Origin of the sequence: Streptomyces sp. UG1, from assembly GCF_049974585.1 — a bacterium.
Taxonomy (GTDB): domain Bacteria; phylum Actinomycetota; class Actinomycetes; order Streptomycetales; family Streptomycetaceae; genus Streptomyces.
The window spans coordinates 46,068-70,374 of record NZ_JBNGGG010000006.1 but is presented as its reverse complement, the minus strand read 5'-3'; the positions used below and the strand labels follow the sequence as shown (position 1 = coordinate 70,374).

The following is a 24,307-nucleotide window of genomic DNA, read 5'->3' as shown; positions in this document are numbered from 1 at the left end:
GGGCCGATCTTGTGGGGCACTCCGCGGCACTTCCTCTCAGCGCGCATCGTTACCATGCGTGGACGCACATTCCGACGACCACTGACGACGACGAGGGACGGGCGAACGCGTGGCCGAGGCGGCAGACTTCCAGGGGATGAGTCCCTCACCTGCCCGCCGCTGGCTGCGGCGCACCGGAGCACTGCTCGCCGGGGCGCCTCTGCTGGCCGGTCTGCTCCAGTTCCCTGCCGCGGCGCCCTCACAGGCGGCCGGACAGGACTCCTTGAAGGCCGCGTCCGGCTCGAACACCGTGTCCGTCGCCGTGGACTCGCTCACCCCCACCGTCCCCGGTGAGGGCGACACCCTGACCGTGTCCGGCACGGTGACCAACGAGAGCAAGCAGACCGTCACCGACGCCCAGGTGGACCTGCGTCTCGGATCGCCCGTGAACACGCGCTCGGACATCGACACGGTCGGCCGGCGCACCGGTTACCAGCCGGGTCTCGACGGGTCCCCGGTGGGCGGGAAGTACATCAAGGAGTTCGCCAAGCTCACCCCGGGCGTCGCCCAGAACTTCAGCATCTCCGTGCCGGTCGACAAGCTGGATCTCGGCGGGGACGGGGTCTACCAGTTCGCCGTCTCCTTGTCCGGCGAGACACCGGCGCAGCCTTACCAGGTGCTCGGCATCCAGCGGACCTTCCTGCCGTGGCAGCCGGACGGAGCCGACACCAAGACGCGGACGACGGTTCTGTGGCCGCTCATCTCCACGTCCCACATGACGGCACAGACAGGCTCGGACGAGTCGCAGACGCCGGTCTTCCGTGACGACGATCTCGCCAAGGAGATCTCCCCGGGCGGGCGTCTGCAGCAGTTGGTGTCCCTCGGCAAGGACCTCGACGTCACCTGGGTGATCGACCCCGACCTGCTGGCCTCCGTGGACGCGATGACCGAGAGCTACGACGTCCAGGGCGAGGGCGACACGCCCACGCCGGGCACCCATCAGACGGTCGCCAAGCAGTGGCTGGCCGAGCTTCAGGAGGCGGTGCAGGACAAGGAGGTCGTCGCCCTGCCCTTCGCCGACCCCGACCTGGCCTCCCTGGCGCACAACGGCACCAATGTCACCGGTTCCCTCAATCACCTCAAGGAAGCCGCCGACGTCGCCGCCGACACCGTCGACTCGGTGCTCCATGTGGAACCGACCACCGACTTCGCCTGGCCCATGAACGGCGCCATCGACCCGTCCATCGTCAAGGTCGCCACCTCCGCAGGCGCGGACAAGGTGATCGCCCGCAGCGACAGCCTGGTGGAGACGGGCGGCCTGCCCTACACGCCGTCCGCCGCCCGCCCCATCGGCGGCGGCACGACGGCCGTGGTCGCGGACGCACGGTTGTCGACGGCGTTCCAGGGCAACCTGACCCGGGCTTCGACCTCGACGCTCGCCGTCCAGAGATTCCTCGCCCTGAGCCTGGCCCTGAACCTCCAGTCGGACAGGGAGCGCAGCATCGTCGTCGCCCCGCAGCGGATGCCGACGGCGAGCCAGGCCCAGGCGCTGGCCGAGGCGGTGACGGCGCTCCAGGGCGGCGCCTGGTCCGAGTCCCAGGAACTCACGGCCGCCGCCGCGGCCAAGCCCGACTCCGGCGCCACCACGAAGGTGCCGGCGATCTCCAAATACCCCTCCTCGCTGCGCAAGCAGGAGCTGCCGCGATCGGTGTTCGAACAGATCGCGACCACGCAGGACAAGCTCGACAACTTCAAGGTGATCCTCAGCAACAAGGACCGCGTGGTGACCCCCTTCGGGCGGGCCATCAACCGCGAGATGTCCACGTCGTGGAGGAGCCGTTCCGCGGAGGCGGCCGACTACCGCAACGGCGTCGAGGCGTACATCGACTCCCTGGCCGGCCAGGTCACGCTGATCGACAAGTCCGAGACCAAGCTCTCCGGACGCAGCGCCACGATCCCCGTCACCGTGCAGAACAACCTGGTGCAGGGCGTGGAGCACCTGGTGCTGCGGCTCACCTCGTCGAGCCCGAGGCGTCTGGAGATCGGTGGCGAGGCCTACGACGAACAGCACGTCACGGTCTCCGGCGGACACAGCCAGACGGTGAAGTTCACCACGTCGGCTCAGGCCAACGGCCAGGCCAGGGTGCGGGCCCAGCTCTACACCGAGGACGGCCAGCCGTACGGCGCACCCGTCACGTTCGACGTGAAGGTCACCGAGTTCACGGCCACGGTGATGCTGGTCATCGGCGGCGGTTTCCTGCTGCTGGTCCTCGCCGGGTTCCGGATGTACACGCAGCGCAAGCGCGCGGCGGCACGTGACGGCGGGGAGGACGACGCCCAGGAGACGGGCGAGTCCGACGGTCTTCCGGAGAACCCGGAGGAGCCCGAGGAACGTCTCACTCCGGAGGACGTACTCAAGGAGGAGTCCCCAGCCGGTACCCGGGCAGGCGCCTCGGAGCAGCCGAGTGACCCGACACCGGACACCGCAGCGGAAAGCGCCGACCCGTCCGGCACGGGTGAGAGAGTGGACCGTTGAGCGAGCGATGTCGTGGCCGGTGGGCCCGGGACGATGAGGTGGGGTAACCATGAACGCGCCGTACGACGGTGACCGCGGCCAGGCCGCGGGCAGCTCGGGGCACCCCGAGGGCGCGCCGCCCGAGCCCGGCCAGGTGCCGCCGCAGCACCCCGCGGACATGTACCTCCAGGACGCCTATGACCGCGACCCCTACCGGGGCCAGGAGCTCTCCGCCCAGGACCCGGTCGCCGAGGCGCTCTACGACCGTGCCGCGCACCCGCCGCCCGCGCCGGGCACCTATCAGCCCCAGCAGCCCCTCTACTCTCAGCCGCCCCAGTCCCCGTACGCCCCCGACCCGCACGTGTGGGCCCAGACCCCGGCACCCGAGCCGGAGGGGCCGACCCAGTACCTGCCGTACGGTGACGACCCCCGTACGACCCAGTACGTGGGCGTCGACGACCTTGTCTCGCACTCCACCGAGGAGCGTCCGGAGCACGACGCCTTCGCTCATCTCTTCCGGGACCAGCAGCAGGGCGGCCATCCGCAGCACCAGCCGCCGCCCATGGTCCCCGGCCCCTCACCGGCGCCTGCCGCGGGCCCTACGCCGCCCGCGGGAGCCGAGGCGACCACGCCGGCGCCCGCTCCGGCCCCGGAGCCTGCCGCCAAGAAGGGCGGGCGGGCCGGCGGTCTGCTGAAGTCGAGCGCCGTGATGGCGGCGGGCACGATGGTGTCCCGGCTCACGGGCTTCATCCGCTCGGCGCTGATCGTCTCGGCCTTGGGCGTCGGCCTCCTGGGTGACACTTTCCAGGTCGCCTACCAGCTACCGACGATGATCTACATCCTGACTGTCGGCGGCGGCCTGAACTCCGTCTTCGTGCCCCAGCTCGTGCGCGCCATGAAGGAGGACGAGGACGGCGGTGAGGGCTACGCCAACCGGCTGCTGACCCTCGTCATGGTGACGCTCGGCACGCTCACCCTGCTCACGTTCTTCGCCGCACCGCTCCTGGTCCGCGCACTGTCCGACTCGGTCGCCGGCGACCCGGCGGCCAACGAGGTCGGCGTCACCTTCACCCGCTACTTCCTGCCCTCCATCTTCTTCATGGGCATCCATGTGGTGATGGGGCAGATCCTCAACGCCCGCGGCAAGTTCGGCGCGATGATGTGGACTCCGGTCCTGAACAACATCGTCATCATCGTGACGCTGGGGATGTTCATCTGGGTCTACGGGACCGCCGCGAACTCCGGCATGCAGGTCACGACCATCCCGCCGGAGGGCCAGCGGCTGCTCGGTGTCGGCATTCTGCTCGGCATGGTCGTCCAGGCCCTGGCGATGATCCCCTACCTGCGCGAGACCGGGTTCCGGCCGCGGCTGCGCTTCGACTGGAAGGGGCACGGCCTCGGCAAGGCCGTGACCCTCGCCAAATGGACCGTCCTGTTCGTCCTCGCCAACCAGGCGGGCGCGCTCGTCGTCATCCAGTTGTCCACCGCGGCGGGCGACACCTCGCCCATCGACGGCACCGGCTTCGCCGCCTACGCCAACGCCCAACTGATCTGGGGCCTGCCGCAGGCCATCATCACCGTCTCCCTGATGGCCGCCCTGCTGCCGCGCATCTCGCGCTCGGCGGTCGAGAACGACACCGGCGCCGTCCGTGACGACATCTCCCAGGGCCTGCGCACGACGGCGGTGGCGATCGTGCCCATCGCCTTCGGATTCCTCGCGCTCGGCATCCCGATGTGCACGCTGATCTTCGGCTCCTCGGGCACCAGCGAGGCCACCAACATGGGCTACATGCTGATGGCCTTCGGCCTCGGCCTGATCCCGTACTCGGTGCAGTACGTCGTCCTGCGCGCCTTCTACGCCTACGAGGACACCCGGACCCCCTTCTACAACACGGTCATCGTGGCCGCGGGCAACGCGAGCCTCTCGGCCCTGTGCTTCTTCGTCCTTCCGGCCCGCTGGGCGGTCGCCGGCATGGCCGCGGCGTACGGGGTGGCCTACGCGATCGGCGTCGGCGTCGCCTGGCGCCGGCTGCGCAGACGGCTGGGCGGCGATCTGGACGGCTCGCGCGTACTGCGGACGTACACGCGCCTGTGCATCGCCTCGGTACCGGCCGCGCTTCTCAGCGGCGCCGCCTGCTACGGCATCGGTCAGACCCTGGGTCAGGGCGTCGTCGGTTCCCTCGCCGCGCTGCTGGCCGGCGGATCCGTCCTGTTCGGGGTCTTCTTCGTCGCCGCCCGCCGGATGCGCATCGAGGAAGTGAACTCACTGGTCGGCATGGTGCGCGGACGTCTGGGTCGCTGACGCAGGGGTAAGCGCACAACCATCGTCCGCCATCGTGTGTCGTGCATAGCGGCGGACTGTGGGCACAATTGGTTTCGGCGTCGGACGGCGCGCTCGAGGTCGTACGGCGCGCAAAGGATGGGGAGGCAGGAACGACGGTGGCGGAACGGAGCACGGCTGCCGTCGACGTGGCAGACAACAGCGGCGACGAGCCGCTGACCGCACAGGCGGACCAGTCCACGGCCGACGGGGTGGCCAAGAATCGGGAGCGGGACACGGACATCGACGAGGCACAGGGGAGTGGCGGGACCGAGGGTCCCGGGAAGGCCTCACCGCCCGAACTGCACAGCGGCCACAAGCTCGCCAGACGCTACCGCCTCGAGGAGTGCGTCACCCGTCTGGACGGTTTCAGCAGTTGGCGTGCGGTCGACGAGAAACTCCGTCGTGCCGTCGGCGTGCACATCCTGCCCGCAGATCACGCCCGGGCCCGTTCCGTTCTGGCCGCGGCCCGCTCCTCCGCGCTGCTCGGTGACCCTCGCTTCGTCCAGGTGCTGGACGCCGTGGAGGAGAACGACCTCGTCTACGTCGTCCATGAATGGCTGCCCGACGCCACCGAGATGACCACGCTCCTCGCCTCGGGACCGCTGGAGGTGTACGACGCCTACCAGATGGTCACCCAGGTGTCCGCCGCCATGGCCGCGGCCCATCGCGAGGGCCTGGCCCATCTGCGGCTCAACCCGAACGCCGTGCTGCGTACGTCGACCGGCCAGTGGCGCATCCGCGGCCTCGCGGTGAACGCCGCGCTGCGGGGCATCAGCTCCGAAACCCCGCAGCGCACCGACACGGAGGCCATCGGCGCCCTGCTGTACGCCGCGCTCACCCAGCGCTGGCCGTACGAGAGCGACGCCTACGGCCTGTCCGGGCTGCCCAAGGACGTCGGTCTGATCGCCCCGGACCAGGTGCGTGCCGGTGTCCACCGTGGGCTGTCCGAGCTCGCCATGCGCGCGCTGGCCAACGACGGCGCGACCGCCTCCCGCCACGAGTCCGCGTGCACCACGCCGGAGGAGCTGGTGAAGGCGATCGGCGAGATGCCCCGCATCCGCCCACCGGAGCCCTCTTTCGCGGCGCCGCCGGACTATCAGCGCACGACGTACCAGCAGGGCACGTACGGCCGCCAGGCTGCTCATCCTGGTGCCACCCAGCCGGTGCCGACCCCACCGCCCCCGCTGCAGAGCCGCACCGGCAAGGCCCTGAAGTGGGCCGTCTCGGCCTTGCTGATTGCCGCCCTGGGCCTTGGCAGCTGGCAGCTCGCGGACGCGCTGATGGACCAGGGCAACGAGTCCGGGGACAGCAATCAGACGCAGACGACGGACGACAACGACAAGAACGGCGACAAGCCCAAGCCGACCCAGCCGATCAAGATCCAGGACGCCCAGGAGTTCGTCGCCAAGGGCGACGCCCAGGCACCGGAGGATGTGGGCAAGACCTACGACGGTGACAGCTCGACCTACTGGCGCACCAGGAGCTTCGTCGAAGGTCCGGACATGAACCCCGCCTTCAAGCCGGGTGTCGGCATCGTCTACGACCTCGGATCGGCCCAGAAGGTGTCGGCCGCTTCGATAGGGCTGCTGTACTCCGGCAGCCACACGACCGTCTCGCTCTACGCCTCTGACTCCCTGACGCCCGCGTCGCTGGACTCGATGGAGAAGATCGGCACCGTCACGACGAGCGGTAACAGTGCGACGGTAAAGGTCACCAAGTCGGTGAAGACCCAGTACGTTCTCGTCTGGTTCACCGCCATGCCCCACGCGGACCGTGACGACTACAGCGGCCCCGGATACAAGCAGGCCATCACCGACCTGAAGTTCACGGAGTAGAACTCACCAGATCCAAAGGGGAGGGGGTCCGATGGCAGATGGCACCGCACACCGCGACGCGAGCGACCAGGATCTCCTGGCTCTCCATGTGAAGGGCGACCCCGACGCCTTCGGTGAGCTGGTGCGCCGGCACCGCGACAGACTGTGGGCCGTGGCCCTCCGGACGCTCGGCGACCGCGAGGAGGCCGCCGACGCCGTTCAGGACGCCCTGGTGTCCGCCTACCGGGCCGCGCACACCTTCAGGGGCCAGTCGGCCGTCACGACGTGGCTTCACCGCATCACGGTGAACGCCTGCCTGGACCGCGCCCGCAAGGCGGCCTCCCGCAAGACCTCGCCGGTCGACGACACCGAGCGTCTGGAGCAGCTCCTGGAGCCGCATGAGTCGGCCTCGGCGCCCGCGGAGCGCAACGATCTGCACCGCCAGCTTCTCAAGGCCCTCGGCACACTGCCTCCAGACCAGCGGGCCGCCCTCGTCCTGGTGGACATGCAGGGCTACCCGGTCGCGGAAGCCGCCCGGGTCCTCGATGTGCCGACTGGCACGGTCAAGAGCCGATGCGCACGTGGCAGAGCCAGACTCCTGCCTCTTCTCACCCATCTACGGCCGGAAAGCGCCGGCGACGGCAAGGATCCCGGCGAGAGACGGAACCGGACGCAGGGGACATCCGTCCCACCGGCAGCGGGTCCACCTGCCAAGGGGCCACAAGCCAAGGATCCGCGCGATACCGGGCCGAGTGATTCAGCACCTGTGAAGGGCGGAGGTGGGCGAGCGTGACATCCACGACGGACACGGCCGGGCACCCGGACGTCGCCGAGCTCTCCGACCTCGCCGAGGGCCTTCTCTCCGCGTCCCGGACCGCCGATCTGCGTCGGCATCTGGAGGAGTGCGAGCTGTGCGATGACGTCCACGCCTCGCTGAAGGAGATCCGGGGACTGCTCGGCACCCTGCCCGGCCCGCCGCGGATGCCCGACGATGTCGCGGGACGCATCGACGCCGCCCTGGCCGCAGAGGCTCTGCTGAATGCGACGGCACCCGCTGACGCCGATGTGCCGGCTCAGGCCGGAGACGCTCACACGGTCTCCGCCGCGGACAACGGCACGCATGTTTCACGTGAAACGTCGGCAGCCGGGGACCGTCCGGCAGGCCACGCCCGTTCTTCCACCACCGGACCCGGCCGTAAGGGCCGCAAGAAGGTGGGCCGACGCAAGGTCGCCGTCTTGAGCGCCGCATTCACGGCCGCCGCCGTCGGGCTTGGCTCTGTACTGCTGACCTCCCTCATGGGCGGTGGAGGATCCGGTCCCTCGGCCGAAGGCGGGCAGACCGCCGACACCTTCTCCGCAGCGAAGCTGGAGACGCGCGTCGACGATCTCCTCGCCAAGAACCAGAGTGAGAGCACCCTCGGCAAGTCCCTCGGTCCGGATCACAGCATGGGCGTGGAAGGCGGACCCGACACCAAGAGTCCTCAGACCCTCCGCGGGATCACGGTGCCCGAGTGCATCCAGAAGGGCATCGGCCGCAACGACGGGGCACTCGCCACCGAGGAGGGCATCTACAAGGGCAAGGACGCACTGCTCGTCGTGCTACCCGATGCCTCTGATGACACCAGGGTCACCGCCTACCTCATGGACGCGACCTGTGTGAAACACCCGTCGACCGCCACGGCGAAGGTCCTTCTGACGAAGTCCTACGCGCGTTCCTGAGAACCCCGGCGGCTCGTCTCCGTCCGGCGCACCAACGCCTATGGTGTGGCGACACCGTGTGCCCGGACACAGTGGGAATGCGCGCCCCTTAGTATCCGTTGGGTGGGGTGAGAGTTCTGAAAGGGGCTCCCACCGGTCCGACGACGTATTCCAGAGACGAGGAATCAAGCCGTGAGCGACGTCCGTAACGTGATCATCATCGGCTCCGGGCCCGCCGGCTACACGGCGGCGCTCTACACCGCGCGCGCGTCGCTGAAGCCGCTGGTGTTCGAGGGCGCCGTCACCGCCGGTGGCGCGCTGATGAACACCACCGAGGTGGAGAACTTTCCCGGCTTCCAGGACGGCATCATGGGCCCCGAGCTCATGGACAGCATGCGCGCCCAGGCCGAGCGCTTCGGCGCCGAGCTTGTCCCGGACGACGTCGTCAATGTCGATCTGAGCGGTGAGATCAAGACCGTCACGGACACCGCGGGCACGGTCCACCGCGCGAAGGCCATCATCGTCGCCACCGGCTCCCAGCACCGCAAGCTCGGCCTGCCCAACGAGGACGCCCTCTCCGGCCGCGGCGTCTCCTGGTGCGCCACCTGCGACGGCTTCTTCTTCAAGGACCAGGACATCGCCGTCATCGGCGGCGGCGACACCGCGATGGAGGAGGCCACCTTCCTCTCTCGCTTCGCCAAGTCCGTCACCATCGTCCACCGCCGCGACACCCTGCGTGCCTCCAAGGCCATGCAGGAGCGCGCCTTCGCTGACCCCAAGATCAAGTTCATCTGGGACAGTGAGGTCGCCGAGGTCCAGGGCGACCAGAAGCTCTCCGGCCTGAAGCTGCGCAACGTCAAGACCGGCGAGCTCTCCGACCTGGCGGTCACCGGCCTGTTCATCGCCATCGGCCACGACCCGCGCACCGAACTGTTCAAGGGCCAGCTCGACCTGGACGAAGAGGGCTACCTCAAGGTCAGTGCCCCCTCCACCCGCACCAACCTGACCGGAGTCTTCGCCGCCGGCGACGTCGTCGACCACACCTACCGTCAGGCCATCACCGCCGCCGGCACCGGCTGCTCTGCCGCCCTCGACGCCGAACGCTTCCTCGCCGCCCTCAGCGACGAGGAGAAGGCCGAGCCCGAGAAGACCTCTGTCTGACCCTCACCCACCCCACGCAACACACCATTAAGGAGCCCGCCGTGGCCGGCACCCTGAAGAACGTGACCGACGACTCCTTCGAGCAGGACGTCCTCAAGAGCGACAAGCCCGTCCTGGTGGACTTCTGGGCCGCCTGGTGCGGACCGTGCCGCCAGATCGCGCCGTCCCTGGAGGCGATCGCCGCCGAGCACGGCGACAAGATCGAGATCGTCAAGCTCAACATCGACGAGAACCCGGGTACGGCCGCGAAGTACGGCGTCATGTCAATCCCGACGCTGAACGTCTACCACAACGGCGAGGTCGCCAAGACCATCGTCGGCGCGAAGCCGAAGGCCGCGATCCTCCGCGACCTCGAGGACTTCATCGCCGAGTGATGTTTCACGTGAAACACGAATGGGCCAACCCTCTCGGGTTGGCCCATTCGCTTTGGAGTCACAGCTCCCTCTAGAGCGGGCGCAGCACCGGCTCCTTCTGCACGGCCCCCAGCAGCCGGTCGATCGCCATCTCCACGTCTTCCTTCCAGGACAGCGTCGTCCGCAGTTCCAGCCGTAGACGCGGAGAGGTGGGGTGGGGGCGAACCGTCTTGAAGCCCACGGCCAGGAGATGGTCTGCGGGCAGAACACACGCAGGCTCTTTCCAGCGTGCGTCCCCGAAGGCCTCGATCGCCTTGAAGCCGCGCCTCAGCAGATCCTTGGCAACCGTCTGGACCATCACCCGGCCCAGCCCCTGGCCCTGATAGCCCGGCATGATGAACGCCGTCATCAACTGCACCGCGTCCGGCGAGACAGGGCTCGTGGGAAACGCCGTCGAGCGAGGGACATAAGCCGGGGGCGCGTAGAGCACAAAGCCGACCGGCACCTCATCGACGTAGACGACTCGACCGCAGGATCCCCAGTCCAGCAGGACGGCGGAGATCCAGGCCTCCTTCTCCAGGGCGGCAGTGCCGGCCTTTACCGCGGCCTCGCCACTGACCGGGTCCAACTCCCAGAAGACACACGAGCGGCAGCGCTTGGGAAGGTCCGGAAGGTTGTCCAGCGTGAGCGGTACGAGCCGACGGCCCATGAAGGCTGTTCCTCGCTTCCTTCGCCCGCGGCATCACGAGCGGCTGTCAGGGCGCTTCGTTCCCTGAGCAGGCTGCCGACGAACCCGCCGACCGCGCCCAGCCCAAGACCCGCGCTCACCAGTCCGGTGCGGCTCACCGTTCGCATGGACCCCGCCTCCCCTAAGAGGTCTGCCAGGTGGATGCGCCATACCCGATCGCATCGTATCCACGATGCGATTCCATCGATACCGCCAGAAAGCAAAGCGCGGGCCGTGTTCCGATACACACCGGACACGGCCCGCGTACATGGTCGGAGAGCGGCCCCGACCGGTCAGGCCTCAGTCCTCGGAGTCCTCCGAGTCATCGCCCAGAAGGCTCTGCTGAAGGGCGAGCTTCTCGCCCGGAGCGAGCGTGCTGAGGATCCGCTCAAGATCCTCCGGAGAGGCGAACTCGACGGTGATCTTGCCCTTCTTCTGACCGAGTTCGACCTTCACCCGCGTCTCGAAACGATCCGAGAGCCGGGTCGCGAGGTCGGACAGAGCCGGGGAAGGCACGGAGCCGGCCCGGGGTCCCCTGGGGCGCGAGGTCTTCTGCGGCCGGGAACCCATCAGGGTCACGATCTCTTCGACAGACCGGACCGACAGTCCTTCGGCCACCACGCGGTAGGCCAGCCGCTCCTGCTCCTCCGGGTCCTCGACGGAGAGAAGAGCCCGCGCATGCCCGGCGGAGAGCACCCCGGCGGCCACCCGGTTCTGAACCTTCGGCGAGAGCTTCAGCAGCCGCAGGGTGTTGGAGACCTGAGGCCGGGAACGGCCGATCCGGTCCGCCAACTGATCATGCGTGCAGTTGAAGTCCTTCAGGAGCTGATCGTAGGCAGCCGCCTCTTCGATCGGGTTGAGCTGAGCGCGGTGCAGGTTCTCCAGCAACGCGTCCAGAAGAAGCTTCTCGTCGTCCGTGGCCCGCACGATCGCCGGGATCGCCTCGAGGCCGGCCTCACGGCAGGCCCGCCAACGACGCTCACCCATGATGAGTTCGTACCGGGCGGGGCCGAGCTGCCGTACGACGATCGGCTGGAGGAGACCGACCTCCTGGATGGAGGTGACGAGTTCCTGTAGGGCATCCTCGTCGAAGTTCTCACGCGGCTGCCGCGGGTTCGGCGTGATCGCATCGAGGGGGATCTCCGCGAAGTGAGCACCCATGGGAGCTGCGGGCGTCTCCGCGGCACCGTTCGGCGACGGCTCCTCGGTTTCATGTGAAACAGGCGGCAGCGTGGCCACCTTGGCCGCGGCCACCCCTCGATCGTTCAGCACCGGGACAGCCGCCGGAGATGCGGCAGCGCCCCCCAGTCCAGCTGGGGGCACCGCCTTCTCCGTCGGTGCAGCGGGGATCAGTGCGCCGAGACCACGGCCCAAACCCCTCCGTCGCTCGCTCACTGCATCCCCTCCGCCATGCTCGGGTTTTGGGCGCCGAAGTGGGCGTTGGTCGGGTCGTAACTGACACCGACGCCCTTCAGCGCGATTTCTCGTGCCGCCTCAAGATAGGAGAGGGCACCGCTCGATCCGGGATCGTATGTCAGCACCGTCTGCCCATAGCTCGGCGCCTCGGAGATACGGACCGAGCGGGGAATGCTCGTCCGCAGCACCTCGTCACCGAAGTGATTGCGCACCTCGTCCGCGACCTGGGACGCGAGCCGTGTCCGGCCGTCGTACATGGTGAGCAGGATCGTCGAGACATGCAGGGCGGGGTTGAGGTGCCCCCGCACCAGATCGACGTTGCGCAGAAGCTGTCCTAGGCCCTCCAGCGCGTAGTACTCGCACTGGATCGGGATCAGGACCTCCTGCCCGGCCACGAGAGCGTTGACCGTCAGCAGGCCGAGCGAGGGCGGGCAGTCGATGAGGACGTAGTCCAGCGGCTGCTCGTAGGCCTGGATCGCCCGCTGGAGTCGGCTTTCGCGGGCCACCAGCGACACCAGCTCGATCTCCGCACCGGCGAGATCGATCGTGGCGGGGGCGCAGAAGAGGCCCTCGACATCGGGCACCGGCTGGACGACTTCGGCGAGCGGCTTGCTCTCGACCAACACGTCATAGATGGAAGGGACTTCGGCGTGGTGGTCGATGCCCAGAGCAGTGGACGCGTTGCCCTGCGGGTCAAGGTCGACCACCAGCACGCGGCCGCCATGCAGGGCAAGCGACGCGGCAAGGTTCACCGTCGTTGTCGTCTTGCCCACGCCCCCCTTCTGGTTGGCGACCACCATGACACGGGTCTGCTCGGGCCGTGGCAGGCCCTCGCCGGCGCGGCCCAGAGCCTCCACCGCCAGTTGGGCAGCACGACCGATGGGAGTGTCGTCCATCGGGGGCGGTGTTTCACGTGAAACATCCTCCCCCATCGACTCGGTACGGGGACCGGGGACCGGATCGGTCATCGGTCCCGCGATGTTGGCGTCGGACCGCAAGGATTCACTCTCCTCGACTTCAGGCTCGCAATGAACAGAGCCTCCCATGTCTTCGGGGTCGTGAACCAGTGAGGCCTGTTGTTCTGTGGAGAAATCCACCTCTGTGGAAAACTCCGTGCCCCTCCAGGGGGACGGAGAGTCATCAGAGGCACCCTCTCCGAGGGATCCAAGGGGCTTGCGGTCGCGCGGTTCGGCCGCAGCGCGGCCACGACTGATGATGCCGTGCAGCAGTGAGCGACGTTTCACGTGAAACACGATGCACAGCAGCCGGGGCCGAACTGTCGCGACACTCCGGCATGGGTAGGTTTGCCAGCTTGTGTGGAGTACGTCTCGTCGTCAGGACGGATCAGCCGTCGGCACTGACCCCGCCCAATGAGTCAGCGTCGTCGACGCGCCCGACCGGTCCTGGCCGCCTTCGCCCGCTTCGCCGCGAAGCGCACACCGCCCGGGCTCTCCCCGACCTCGACGCGCACAACCGTGGACATCGGATCGACCACGCCCTCCCCGACATGGAGGATCGATGTCTCCACCGCGCCCAGCTTGCTCAGAGCCGTCGCCGCGCTCTTCAGCTCTTCCTCCGCGGTGTCCCCCTTGAGCGCCAGCATTTCGCCGTAAGGGCGCAGCAGCGGGATGCCCCAGGTGGCCAGTCGGTCCAGCGGAGCCACGGCACGAGCGGTCACGACATGCACCGGCGGCAGCTTCCCCATGACCTCCTCGGCCCGACCACGGACGACCGTCACATGGTCCAGCCCCAGCAGCTCCACGACCTCGGTCAGGAAGGTCGTACGCCGCAGCAGAGGTTCCAGCAGGGTGATCTTCAGATCCTCCCGGACCAGCGCCAGCGGGATACCGGGCAGGCCGGCGCCCGAGCCCACGTCGCACACCGTCACGCCCTCGGGAACGACCTCCGAGAGCACAGCGCAGTTCAGCAGATGCCGCTCCCACAGACGGGGCACCTCTCTCGGCCCGATCAGGCCGCGCTGCACACCCGCCTCGGCGAGCAGTTCGGCGTAGCGGACCGCATCGGCGTAGCGATCACCGAACACCTCACGTGCCTGCTCAGGCGCAGGGGGAAGCTCCGCTGCCTCCGTCACGGGGACCGTCCTTCCGTACCTCGCCGGCGCCCGGAGCGCCGACACCAGAACCACCAGAACTAACAGGCTGACAAAGTTCGGCCCCGCCTGCGGACAGACGGGGCCGGTGGAGACGTACGGGCCGATCAGGCGGGAAGCACGACGACGAACCGCTGCGGTTCCTCGCCCTCGGACTCGCTGCGCAGGCCCGCCGACTTCACCGCGTCGTGCACGACCTTGCGCTCGAACGGCGTCATCGGCTTGAGCTTCACGGGCTCGCCGGTGTTCTTGACCTCGGCGGCGGCCTTGGCGCCCAGCTCGGACAGCTCGGCGCGCTTCTTGGCGCGGTAGCCCGCGATGTCCAGCATCAGCCGGCTGCGGTCCCCGGTCTCCCGGTGCACGGCCAGGCGCGTGAGCTCCTGGAGCGCTTCCAGCACCTCGCCGTCGCGCCCGACCAGCTTCTGCAGGTCTCGGCTGCCCGTGTCGCTGATGATCGAGACAGCGGCGCGGTCGGCCTCGACGTCCATGTCGATGTCGCCGTCGAGATCGGCGATGTCGAGCAGACCCTCGAGGTAGTCCGCCGCGATCTCGCCCTCCTGCTCCAGGCGGGTCAGGGTGTCTGCACCCTCGGCAGCGGCGGAGGTGGTGCCTTCCGTCACGGGATGGGCTCCTTCTTACTTCTTGGACGGGGACTTGGGGCGCTGCGGACCGCCCTTGCGCTGCCCGGACTGGGCCTTGCTACGGGTGCCGCTGCCGGGCTTCTGCGCGGACTTCTTGGCACCGCCCGGCTTGGCGTCCTCGGGGGCGTCGGACTTCTCCAGCGACGTCGGCTCGCCGGCCGCCTTCGGGCCGCCGGACTGACGCTGGGCCTTGGACTGCCGCTTCGGCTGCTGGCGCTTGGGGGCCGCGGCAGTGGTCGGCGTACCGTCCTCGGCCACGGTGGCGACGGCGGCCTCGCTCTTCACCACGGTGCCGTCGGCCTGCGCCGCGAGGCCGGCCTTGCTCAGGCCGTTGATGAACTTGCGCTCGTACTCGTTGCGGTCGCGGCCCTTGGCGACGATGGCCTTGACGACGGCGCGCTCGCCACGGCCGCGGGTCTTGCCGTGGTGCGTGACGTGCTTGGTCAGGCGCTCCAGGTACGCGGCCTGGGCCTTGGAACCCGGGGTCGGGTTGTTGTGGATGACGTACATCTGCTGGCCCATGGTCCACACGTTGGTGGTCAGCCAGTAGACGAGGACACCGACCGGGAAGTTGATGCCGAAGACAGCGAACATGACCGGGAAGATGTACATCAGCATCTTCTGCTGCTGCATGAACGGCGTCTTCACCGTGGTGTCGACGTTCTTCGTCATGAGCTGGCGCTGCGTGTAGAACTGCGACGCAGACATCAGGACGATCATGACCGCGGTGACGATGCGGACCGTGGTCAGCGACGCGTCGAGCGCGGCGACCTCGGACGTGCTGTCGGTGAACTTCGCGGCCAGCGGGGCCCCGAAGATGTGCGCCTTCTGCGCGCTCTCCAGCAGGCTCTGGTTGATGACACCGACGGTGTCGTTGTTCGCGATGCTGTTGAGCACGTGATACAGGGCGAAGAAGAACGGCGACTGCGCCAGGATGGGAAGGCACGAGGAGAGCGGGTTGGTGCCCGTCTCCTTGTACAGCTTCATCATCTCTTCGGACTGACGCTGCTTGTCGTTCTTGTAGCGCTCCTGGATCTTCTTCATCTCAGGCTGCAGCGTCTGCATGGCCCGGGTCGCCTTGATCTGCTTCACGAAGAGCGGGATCAGGCAGATACGGATCAGAATCACCAGGGACACGATGGACAGGCCCCAGGCCCACCCGGAGTCGTCGCCGAAGAGGGCGCCGTACACCTTGTGGAACTGGACGATGACCCAGGAGACGGGTGTCGTGATGAAGCTGAAGAGGCTGGCAATCGTGTCCACTAATCATGCTCCTTGGGCATGGGGCGAGGTCTCTGCGGCCGGGCTCGAAGAAACATTCTCCTCGGTGGCCGTTTCGGCGGCGGAGGGCCCGCCCTTCCGTGCGCGCCACGCGTTGCGCAGCATCTCGTGCCACCGCGGACGCTTGCGTGGCGGGACATGGTCCACACCGCCCAGCGACCACGGGTTGCACCGCAGGATGCGCCAGGCGGTGAGCGCCGTGCCCTTGATCGCACCGTGCCGGTCAATGGCCGTGTACCCGTAGTGGGAGCACGACGGGTAGTACTTGCACACCGGCCCGAGCAGCGGACTGATCGTCCACTGGTACAGCTTGATCAGAGCCAGCAGTGGGTACTTCATCGCGCGCCCCCTCCCAGCAGCCGCTGCAGAGCGGCATCCAGGTCTTGGGCCAGCAGTGCATGGTCGGCGTCACCCGCACCGGGCAACGCTCGTACGACTACCAGGCTACCGGGGGGCAGCCGGTCGACTCGGTCGCGCATCAGATGGCGAAGCCTGCGCTTCACCTTGTTCCGCACGACCGCGCCACCGACAGCCTTGCTCACGACGAAACCCGCACGCGTCGGGGGAGCGCTCTCCCCAGGCGCGTGCGGGTCCGTGGCACCGCTACGAAGGTGGACGACGAGGTGCTGGCGTCCTGCCCGGCGTCCTCGTCGTACCGCGGTCGCGAAGTCCTCGCGCCGCCTCAGCCGGTTCTCGGTGGGCAGCACGACGTCATGACCTGATCGGGATCAGGCGGACAGACGGGCGCGACCCTTGCTACGGCGGGACGCGAGAATCGCGCGGCCGGCACGGGTGCGCATACGCAGCCGGAAGCCGTGGGTCTTCGCGCGACGACGGTTGTTCGGCTGGAAGGTGCGCTTGCTCACTCGGGGGCTCCAGAAAGAATCGGTGTTTGCGGGGTGCCGTCCTGGCTGTCACCGTGCGCCCACGAGTAGCTCGCAGTTACGCCCGAGTGCACCGCTTACCGATCACCTTGACGCGATCTGTGCCCATCGGAGGCAGGCGGCAGCAGCCATCGACAACTCGACCTGGTTACGGTACGCGCGGCTACGCCATCCGGTCAAACCAGAGGTCACGGGGAGACACTATCCACAGGCTGGGGACAACAACTTGAACCGCACCCGCCGCCCTGACTACCGTGGCTGAACTCCGATTCGTTCCCTTGTCCCCCTGAATCTGGCTCCGCCCGTTTTGAATCCCGACCCGTCCCACCATCACACGTTCGTGGGACCTGTGAGAGAGCGTGCCCTGTGGCTGACGTACCTGCCGATCTTGCCGCAGTGTGGCCACGAGTACTGGAGCAGCTTCTCGGTGAGGGCCGCGGACAGGGTGTCGAGGCGAAGGACGAGCACTGGATCCGGCGTTGCCAGCCGCTCGCGCTGGTCGCGGACACCGCCCTGCTCGCCGTACCGAACGAATTTGCGAAGGGCGTACTGGAGGGCCGTCTCGCCCCGATCGTCAGCGACACCCTGAGCCGCGAATGCGGCCGCCCGATCCGCATCGCGATCACCGTCGACGACTCCGCCGGCGACCCCCCGGCCCCGCCGATGCCTTCCTCCCCCAAGCGCTCGACGTCGTTCGAGCAGGCAGGCCCCCCACCGCCCCAGCCCCGCTACGAGGAGCCCGAGCTCCCCTCGTACGAGGGCTACGGCCGCCACCGCGCCGACGACCAGAGGCCCGGCTCCTCCGCCGACCCGCTGCCCACCGCGCGCCCGGCCTACCCGAGCGAGTACCAGCGCTCCGAGCCCGCCCCCGGCAACTGGCCGCGCCCGACGCAGGACGAGTACGGCTGGCAGCAGCAGCGGCTCGGCTTCCCCGAGCGGGACCCGTACGCATCGCCGTCGCAGGACTCCTATACACAGGACGCCTACGGCTCCCCTTCTCAGGACTACCGCCCGCAGCCGATGGAGCGGCCGTCCTACGACGGGCACCGCCCCGACTACGAGCAACAGCGGCCGGAGTACGACCAGCCGCGCGCCGACTACGACCAGGGCGCCCGGCGCGAGCTGCCCGACCCGCCCGTCGGCTCCGGCCATGTGCACCGCGGCGGCCCCGTCGGCACGAACCTGCCGGCCACCGGCGCCCCCGGCCCGCTGGCCGCGCAGCCCGCGCCGGCGCCCGGCCCAGGCGAGCCGACCGCGCGCCTGAACCCGAAGTACCTCTTCGACACGTTCGTCATCGGTGCCTCCAACCGCTTCGCGCACGCGGCCGCGGTCGCCGTCGCCGAGGCACCCGCGAAGGCGTACAACCCCCTGTTCATCTATGGGGAGTCGGGACTCGGCAAGACGCACCTGCTGCATGCGATCGGGCACTACGCGCGCAGCCTGTACCCCGGCACGCGCGTGCGGTACGTGAGCTCCGAGGAGTTCACCAACGAGTTCATCAACTCCATCCGCGACGGCAAGGGCGACAGCTTCCGCAAGCGCTACCGCGAGATGGACATCCTGCTCGTCGACGACATCCAGTTCCTGGCGGACAAGGAGTCGACGCAGGAGGAGTTCTTCCACACCTTCAACACGCTCCACAACGCCAACAAGCAGATCGTGCTCTCCAGCGACCGGCCGCCCAAGCAACTGGTGACCCTGGAGGACCGGCTGCGGAACCGTTTCGAGTGGGGCCTGATCACCGACGTCCAGCCGCCCGAGCTGGAGACGCGCATCGCGATTCTGCGCAAGAAGGCCGTCCAGGAGCAGCTCAACGCCCCGCCGGAGGTACTGGAGTTCATCGCCTCCCGTATCTCGCGCAACATCCGCGAGCTGGAGGGCGCGCTGATCCGGGTGACGGCGTTCGCCTCGCTCAACCGGCAGCCGGTGGACCTGGGCCTGACGGAGATCGTCCTGAAGGACCTGATCCCCGGTGGCGACGACGCGACGCCGGAGATCACCTCGACGGCCATCATGAGCGCGACCGCCGACTACTTCGGCCTCACGGTAGAGGACCTGTGCGGCAGCTCGCGCGGCCGCCAGCTCGTCACGGCCCGGCAGATCGCCATGTACCTGTGCCGCGAGCTGACGGACCTGTCGCTGCCGAAGATCGGCGCGCTGTTCGGCGGCCGCGACCACACCACGGTGATGCACGCCGACCGCAAGATCCGCAATCTGATGGCCGAGCGACGCTCCATCTACAACCAGGTCACCGAGCTCACCAACCGCATCAAGAACGGTTGAGACAGCCACCGGCGAGCGGGCCGGCCGAGCCGGTCCTACGCCACTGAGGGCGCTCCGGGACGAGATCCCGGGGCGCCCTTCGTCATGCCGCGGCCGTCGGCTGTTCGAATACCTGCCGCGTTACGGCCACTCTCCACAGATTCGGTGAGTTTTTCCCGTCCACACCCTGGGGACTGGGAAGTTGTCCAGACTGTGTCCACAGCGACCCCTGTTGAAAGACGATCAGACCAGGTCACCGGCATGTGGATTCGTGGACGAACGATCTCCACAGACTGTGGACAGAGCGGAGATCCACAGGCTGTGCACGGAGTTGTCCACCGACAACCCACAGGCTGGGGCCGGTTGTCCCCAGCGATCTCCAGCTTCTCCACATCGCTGTCCACTGTTCGGCAACGCGACGCGCCTCCTCACCGGGTCGAGTGAAAGGCGTCACACAAAGCTGCCGGATTGGGCTGTGGGAAAGGTGGGTAAAGCTGGGGACGGCGTTGGGGAGAAGTCGCCTCAGGCTGTGCATGGGGTGTGCAGAACTTTCCGTTCTCCACAGACTCACCTGGTTGTCCACTGCCGCCGCCCACAGGGCCCGTGGACAAAATCTCCGCTCTGAGCTGGGCAAACGTGGTTATCCACGGTATCCACAGGCCCTACTACTACTCCCGACCAGAGAGAGCGGGGAATTCGTTTCGAAGGGGGTCCTGTGCACAACTCGCCGTCCGGCTCCCGGCTGCCCCTCGTCACGACTTGACCCCGAGAGGCACCTACTGTCAGTGGGGTGCGTCAGACTGTTCCCGGTGTCCTTCCCCTCACCGGGCCCGACGACACCGACACAGACGACGAAGCCAGGCAGGCCGAGAAGCGCCGGCAACAGCAGGAGGCGGCAACAGTGAAGATCCGGGTGGAACGCGACGTACTCGCGGAGGCAGTGGCCTGGGCGGCGCGCAGCCTCCCGGCCCGTCCGCCGGCGCCTGTCCTCGCCGGCCTGCTGCTGAAGGCCGAGGACGGGGCTCTGAGCCTGTCCAGCTTCGACTACGAGGTCTCCGCGCGCGTGTCGGTGGAGGCGGAGGTGGACGAGGAGGGCACCGTCCTCGTCTCCGGCCGGCTGCTCGCCGACATCTGCCGCGCGCTGCCCAACCGCCCGGTGGAGATTTCCACAGACGGTGTACGGGCGACCGTGGTCTGTGGCTCCTCGCGCTTCACACTCCACACCCTGCCTGTGGAGGAGTACCCGGCCCTGCCGCAGATGCCGAACGCCACGGGCACCGTCCCCGGCGAGGTCTTCGCCTCCGCGGCCGCCCAGGTCGCCATCGCCGCCGGCCGTGACGACACCCTGCCCGTCCTGACCGGTGTGCGCATCGAGATCGAGGGCGACACGGTGACGCTGGCGTCCACCGACCGCTACCGCTTCGCCGTCCGCGAGTTCCTGTGGAAGCCGGAGAACCCGGAGGCCTCCGCGGTCGCCCTGGTCCCCGCCAAGACGCTCCTGGACACCGCCAAGGCGCTCACCAGCGGCGACAGCGTGACGCTGGCGCTGTCGGGCTCGGGTGCGGGCGAGGGCCTGATCGGCTTCGAGGGCGCGGGCCGCCGTACCACGACCCGGCTGCTGGAGGGCGACCTCCCGAAGTACCGCACGCTGTTCCCGACGGAGTTCAACTCCGTCGCCGTGATCGAGACCGCCCCCTTCGTGGAGGCCGTCAAGCGTGTGGCCCTGGTCGCCGAGCGGAACACCCCGGTGCGCCTGAGCTTCGAGCAGGGCGTGCTCATCCTGGAGGCCGGTTCCAGCGACGACGCACAGGCTGTGGAAAGGGTCGACGCCCAGCTGGAGGGCGACGACATCTCGATCGCCTTCAACCCGACGTTCCTGCTGGACGGCCTGAGCGCCATCGACTCCCCGGTGGCCCAGCTCTCGTTCACGACGTCCACCAAGCCCGCGCTGCTGAGCGGCAAGCCGGCGCTGGACGCCGAGGCGGACGAGGCCTACAAGTACCTGATCATGCCGGTGCGTCTGAGCGGCTGAGCTCTCGAGCCGACTCGGAGTGGACGACTGCTGGGGGTGTGGGGGTTATCCCCCACAAGATCGCAGTATGCCGGTGCGCCTGAGCGGCTGAAACAGCCGACAGTTGTCCACAGGCCGGTGGAGAGGTGACCTCGGCCTGTGGGAGAAGCCGCAGGTGAGGGCGTACGTCTGAGCAGGTATGCCCACAGATGTGCGCGTGCGTCCGGGTTTAGGCTCGGACGTGGGTACGAAGGTGCCCCAGGGGTGCGAGGGGTGCCCCGCACGCCACACAGCGACCTAAGGAACAACTGATGGAGCTCGGTCTCGTCGGCCTCGGCAAGATGGGCGGCAACATGCGCGAGCGGATCCGCCGCGCGGGCCACACCGTCGTCGGATACGACCGCAACGCGGACCTCGCGGATGTCCACAGCCTGGAAGAGCTTGTGGGCAAGCTCTCGGGCCCGCGCGTGGTCTGGGTGATGGTCCCGGCCGGTGCCGCGACCCAGTCGACCATCGACGAGCTCGCGGAGCTGCTGGAGCCCGGTGACGTCGTCGTGGACGGCGGCAACTCCCGCTGGACGGACGACGAGAAGCACGCCGAGGAGCTGGCGGCCAAGGGCATCGGCTTCGTCGACTGCGGCGTCTCCGGCGGCGTCTGGGGCCTGGAGAACGGCTATGCGCTGATGTACGGCGGCGACGCGGAGAACGTCGCCAAGGTGCAGCCGGTCTTCGACGCCCTCAAGCCGAAGGGCGACTTCGGTGCCGTGCACGCCGGCAAGGTCGGCGCGGGGCACTTCGCGAAGATGGTCCACAACGGCATCGAGTACGCGATGATGCAGGCCTACGCCGAGGGCTGGGAGCTGCTGGAGAAGGTCGACTCCGTCACGGACGTCCGGGAGGTCTTCCGCTCCTGGCAGGAGGGCACGGTCATACGTTCCTGGCTGCTGGACCTCGCGGTGAACGCCCTCGACGAGGACGAGCACCTGGACAGGCTCAAGGGTTTTGCACAGGACTCCGGTGAGGGACGCTGGACCGTGGAGGCCGCGATCGACCACGCGGTGCCGCTGCCGGCGATCACCGCGTCGCTGTTCGCGCGGTTCGCCTCCCGCCAGGACGACTCGCCGCAGATGAAGATGATCGCGGCGCTGCGGAACCAGTTCGGAGGCCACGCGGTCGAGAAGAAGTGACCGTCGGAAACGAGAAGAAGTAATCCACACCCTGGGGATGCCGACCTGGCACCCTCGGGAGTGGCCCGGTTGTCCACAACTGGGGAAAGCGGAACCACACGTTGGGGGAGGTCGGCGAACGACCATGCACGTCACGCATCTGTCGCTGGCCGACTTCCGCTCGTACGCCCGGGGCGAAGTACCGCTCGACCCGGGCGTCACCGCCTTCGTCGGCCCCAACGGCCAGGGCAAGACGAACCTCGTCGAGGCCGTCGGCTATCTCGCCACCCTCGGCAGCCACCGCGTCGCCTCCGACGCCCCCCTGGTCCGCATGGGCGCCGACCGGGCGATCATCAGGGCGCAGGTACGGCAGGGCGACCGGCAGCAGCTCGTCGAGCTGGAGCTGAACCCGGGCAAGGCCAACCGGGCCCGCATCAACAGGTCCTCGCAGGTCAGACCCCGTGACGTGCTCGGCATCGTGCGGACCGTCCTGTTCGCGCCGGAGGACCTCGCCCTGGTCAAGGGCGACCCCGGCGAGCGGCGCCGCTTCCTCGACGAGCTGATCACCGCCCGTTCCCCGCGCATGGCGGGCGTGCGCTCCGACTACGAGCGGGTCCTCAAGCAGCGCAACACCCTCCTGAAGTCGGCCGCGCTGGCCCGTCGGCACGGCGGCCGCGCGATGGATCTGTCCACACTGGACGTCTGGGACCAGCATCTCGCGCGCGCGGGCGCCGAGTTGCTCGCCCAGCGCCTGGACCTGATCGCGGCGATCCAGCCGCTGGCCGACAAGGCGTACGAGCAGCTCGCCCCCGGCGGCGGCCCCGTCGCGCTGGACTACAAGCCGTCGGCGCCCGGCGAGGCGCACACGCGCGAGGATCTCTTCGAGCAGCTCATGGCTGCGCTCGCCGAGGCCCGTAAGCAGGAGATCGAGCGGGGCGTCACCCTCGTGGGCCCGCACCGGGACGATCTGCTGCTCAAGCTCGGTCAGTTGCCCGCCAAGGGATACGCCTCCCACGGCGAGTCCTGGTCCTACGCGCTGGCGCTGCGCCTGGCCTCGTACGACCTGCTGCGGGCCGAGGGCAACGAGCCGGTGCTGGTCCTCGACGACGTTTTCGCCGAGCTGGACAGCCGGCGCCGTGAGCGCCTGGCGGAGCTGGTCGCGCCCGGCGAGCAGGTCCTGGTGACGGCCGCGGTCGACGACGACGTACCGCACGTGCTGAGCGGGGCGCGGTACTCGGTGTCGGAGGGGGCGGTGGAGCGCGTATGAGCGAGAACCCGTCCGAGAACGCCCCCGAGGCGGCCGAGAAGACCCCTGAACCGTCCGGCGTCGACCTCGCGCGCGTGGCGCTCAGGGCGGCCAAGGAGCAGGCACGCGCGCGTGGGGACGCGGCGCGGCAGAAGAAGCAGGCGCGGCGCGGGGGCCTTCGCTCCGGCGCGCGGGCCGACGGACGCGACCCCATGGCGCTCGGCTCCGCCATTAACCGCTTGATCACCGAGCGGGGCTGGGAGACCCCGGCCGCTGTGGGCGGTGTGATGGGCCGCTGGCCCCAGATCGTCGGCGAGGACGTCGCCAAGCACTGTGTGCCGGAGAAGTACGACGAGGACGAGCGGGTCCTGGTGGTGCGCTGCGACTCGACGGTCTGGGCGACGAACCTGCGGATGCTCGCCCCGACGCTGGTCGCCCGGCTCAACGAGGACCTCGGGCATGGCGCGGTGAAGCAGATCAAGGTGCAGGGTCCCGGGGGTCCCGCCCGCCGCTACGGCCCGCTGCGCGCGCCCGGCAGCACGGGGCCCGGCGACACCTACGGGTGAGCGCAACGGCGGGACGCGCGACAAAGGGCATGTCGGGCCGCCGTCACAGCAGTCCCTGCAGCCCCGTCAGTCCCAGGTGACCGACATCACATCAGCAATCGTCGGCGGTCACGGAGCGCGGTCGGCGCCCGCCTTGTCGTACCCCTGCGTGCGG

At 68.7% G+C, this 24,307-nt stretch carries 21 protein-coding genes; 12 read left to right on the top strand and 9 right to left on the bottom strand.

The window, feature by feature from the left end; all coding sequences use genetic code 11:
• Positions 1 to 109: 109 nt before the first annotated feature.
• The 7 genes from ACP4J3_RS08570 (at position 110) to trxA (ending at position 9,864) form a co-directional block, all read left to right on the top strand.
• On the top strand, positions 110 to 2,515 hold the full coding sequence (locus ACP4J3_RS08570) for a DUF6049 family protein (RefSeq protein ID WP_426532061.1): 2,406 nt from the start codon (positions 110 to 112) through the stop codon (positions 2,513 to 2,515).
• A gap of 49 nt (positions 2,516 to 2,564) precedes the next feature.
• A complete protein-coding gene (murJ, locus tag ACP4J3_RS08565; RefSeq protein ID WP_426532059.1) occupies positions 2,565 to 4,796 on the top strand; it encodes a murein biosynthesis integral membrane protein MurJ in 2,232 nt (743 codons plus the stop codon).
• Positions 4,797 to 4,933: 137 nt separating this feature from the next.
• Positions 4,934 to 6,652, top strand: coding sequence for a protein kinase family protein (locus ACP4J3_RS08560; RefSeq protein ID WP_426532057.1), 1,719 nt, complete (start codon positions 4,934 to 4,936; stop codon positions 6,650 to 6,652).
• Between the two features lie 31 nt (positions 6,653 to 6,683).
• The gene (sigM, locus tag ACP4J3_RS08555; protein WP_426532055.1) at positions 6,684 to 7,424 is read left to right on the top strand and encodes an RNA polymerase sigma factor SigM; all 741 of its coding nucleotides are present in this window, start codon (positions 6,684 to 6,686) and stop codon (positions 7,422 to 7,424) included.
• The gene (locus ACP4J3_RS08550; RefSeq protein ID WP_426532053.1) at positions 7,421 to 8,350 is read left to right on the top strand and encodes an anti-sigma factor family protein; all 930 of its coding nucleotides are present in this window, start codon (positions 7,421 to 7,423) and stop codon (positions 8,348 to 8,350) included. Before sigM ends, ACP4J3_RS08550 begins: the two co-directional genes overlap by 4 nt.
• A gap of 171 nt (positions 8,351 to 8,521) precedes the next feature.
• On the top strand, positions 8,522 to 9,490 hold the full coding sequence (gene trxB / locus ACP4J3_RS08545; protein WP_426532051.1) for a thioredoxin-disulfide reductase: 969 nt from the start codon (positions 8,522 to 8,524) through the stop codon (positions 9,488 to 9,490).
• Between the two features lie 41 nt (positions 9,491 to 9,531).
• Positions 9,532 to 9,864, top strand: a complete 333-nt coding sequence (gene trxA / locus ACP4J3_RS08540; RefSeq protein WP_031484651.1) for a thioredoxin — start codon at positions 9,532 to 9,534, stop codon at positions 9,862 to 9,864.
• Positions 9,865 to 9,934: 70 nt separating this feature from the next.
• Here the strand turns inward: trxA and ACP4J3_RS08535 are convergent, their stop codons facing one another.
• The 9 genes from ACP4J3_RS08535 to rpmH form a co-directional block, all read right to left on the bottom strand.
• Complete coding sequence (locus ACP4J3_RS08535; RefSeq protein WP_426532049.1) at positions 9,935 to 10,552, bottom strand: GNAT family N-acetyltransferase; 618 nt, start codon at positions 10,550 to 10,552, stop codon at positions 9,935 to 9,937.
• Positions 10,553 to 10,870: 318 nt separating this feature from the next.
• Entirely contained in the window at positions 10,871 to 11,965 is a 1,095-nt protein-coding gene (locus ACP4J3_RS08530) for a ParB/RepB/Spo0J family partition protein (protein ID WP_426532047.1), read from the bottom strand.
• A complete protein-coding gene (locus ACP4J3_RS08525) occupies positions 11,962 to 13,032 on the bottom strand; it encodes a ParA family protein (RefSeq protein WP_426532399.1) in 1,071 nt (356 codons plus the stop codon). The genes ACP4J3_RS08530 and ACP4J3_RS08525 overlap by 4 nt, the downstream gene beginning before the upstream one ends.
• A gap of 329 nt (positions 13,033 to 13,361) precedes the next feature.
• Positions 13,362 to 14,078 (bottom strand): 16S rRNA (guanine(527)-N(7))-methyltransferase RsmG, encoded by a 717-nt coding sequence (gene rsmG / locus ACP4J3_RS08520; protein ID WP_426532045.1) that lies wholly within the window; start codon positions 14,076 to 14,078, stop codon positions 13,362 to 13,364.
• A 125-nt stretch (positions 14,079 to 14,203) separates the two neighbouring features.
• Positions 14,204 to 14,716: a protein jag gene (locus tag ACP4J3_RS08515; RefSeq protein ID WP_426532043.1), complete on the bottom strand. Its 513-nt coding sequence runs from the start codon at positions 14,714 to 14,716 to the stop codon at positions 14,204 to 14,206.
• 15 nt (positions 14,717 to 14,731) lie between these two features.
• The gene (gene yidC, locus ACP4J3_RS08510; RefSeq protein ID WP_426532041.1) at positions 14,732 to 16,000 is read right to left on the bottom strand and encodes a membrane protein insertase YidC; all 1,269 of its coding nucleotides are present in this window, start codon (positions 15,998 to 16,000) and stop codon (positions 14,732 to 14,734) included.
• A 3-nt stretch (positions 16,001 to 16,003) separates the two neighbouring features.
• On the bottom strand, positions 16,004 to 16,357 hold the full coding sequence (yidD, locus tag ACP4J3_RS08505) for a membrane protein insertion efficiency factor YidD (RefSeq protein ID WP_426532039.1): 354 nt from the start codon (positions 16,355 to 16,357) through the stop codon (positions 16,004 to 16,006).
• Entirely contained in the window at positions 16,354 to 16,725 is a 372-nt protein-coding gene (gene rnpA / locus ACP4J3_RS08500; RefSeq protein ID WP_426532037.1) for a ribonuclease P protein component, read from the bottom strand. The genes yidD and rnpA overlap by 4 nt, the downstream gene beginning before the upstream one ends.
• Positions 16,726 to 16,746: 21 nt before the next feature.
• The gene (gene rpmH / locus ACP4J3_RS08495; protein ID WP_003956500.1) at positions 16,747 to 16,884 is read right to left on the bottom strand and encodes a 50S ribosomal protein L34; all 138 of its coding nucleotides are present in this window, start codon (positions 16,882 to 16,884) and stop codon (positions 16,747 to 16,749) included.
• A gap of 384 nt (positions 16,885 to 17,268) precedes the next feature.
• Between rpmH and dnaA the strand changes: the two genes are divergently transcribed.
• The 5 genes from dnaA (at position 17,269) to ACP4J3_RS08470 (ending at position 24,153) form a co-directional block, all read left to right on the top strand.
• On the top strand, positions 17,269 to 19,185 hold the full coding sequence (gene dnaA, locus ACP4J3_RS08490; RefSeq protein WP_426532034.1) for a chromosomal replication initiator protein DnaA: 1,917 nt from the start codon (positions 17,269 to 17,271) through the stop codon (positions 19,183 to 19,185).
• A gap of 880 nt (positions 19,186 to 20,065) precedes the next feature.
• Entirely contained in the window at positions 20,066 to 21,196 is a 1,131-nt protein-coding gene (gene dnaN, locus ACP4J3_RS08485) for a DNA polymerase III subunit beta (protein ID WP_194049536.1), read from the top strand.
• Between the two features lie 290 nt (positions 21,197 to 21,486).
• A complete protein-coding gene (gene gnd, locus ACP4J3_RS08480) occupies positions 21,487 to 22,362 on the top strand; it encodes a phosphogluconate dehydrogenase (NAD(+)-dependent, decarboxylating) (RefSeq protein ID WP_426532032.1) in 876 nt (291 codons plus the stop codon).
• 124 nt (positions 22,363 to 22,486) lie between these two features.
• Entirely contained in the window at positions 22,487 to 23,608 is a 1,122-nt protein-coding gene (gene recF, locus ACP4J3_RS08475; protein WP_426532030.1) for a DNA replication/repair protein RecF, read from the top strand.
• Entirely contained in the window at positions 23,605 to 24,153 is a 549-nt protein-coding gene (locus ACP4J3_RS08470) for a DUF721 domain-containing protein (RefSeq protein ID WP_426532028.1), read from the top strand. The genes recF and ACP4J3_RS08470 overlap by 4 nt, the downstream gene beginning before the upstream one ends.
• Positions 24,154 to 24,307 lie beyond the last annotated feature (154 nt).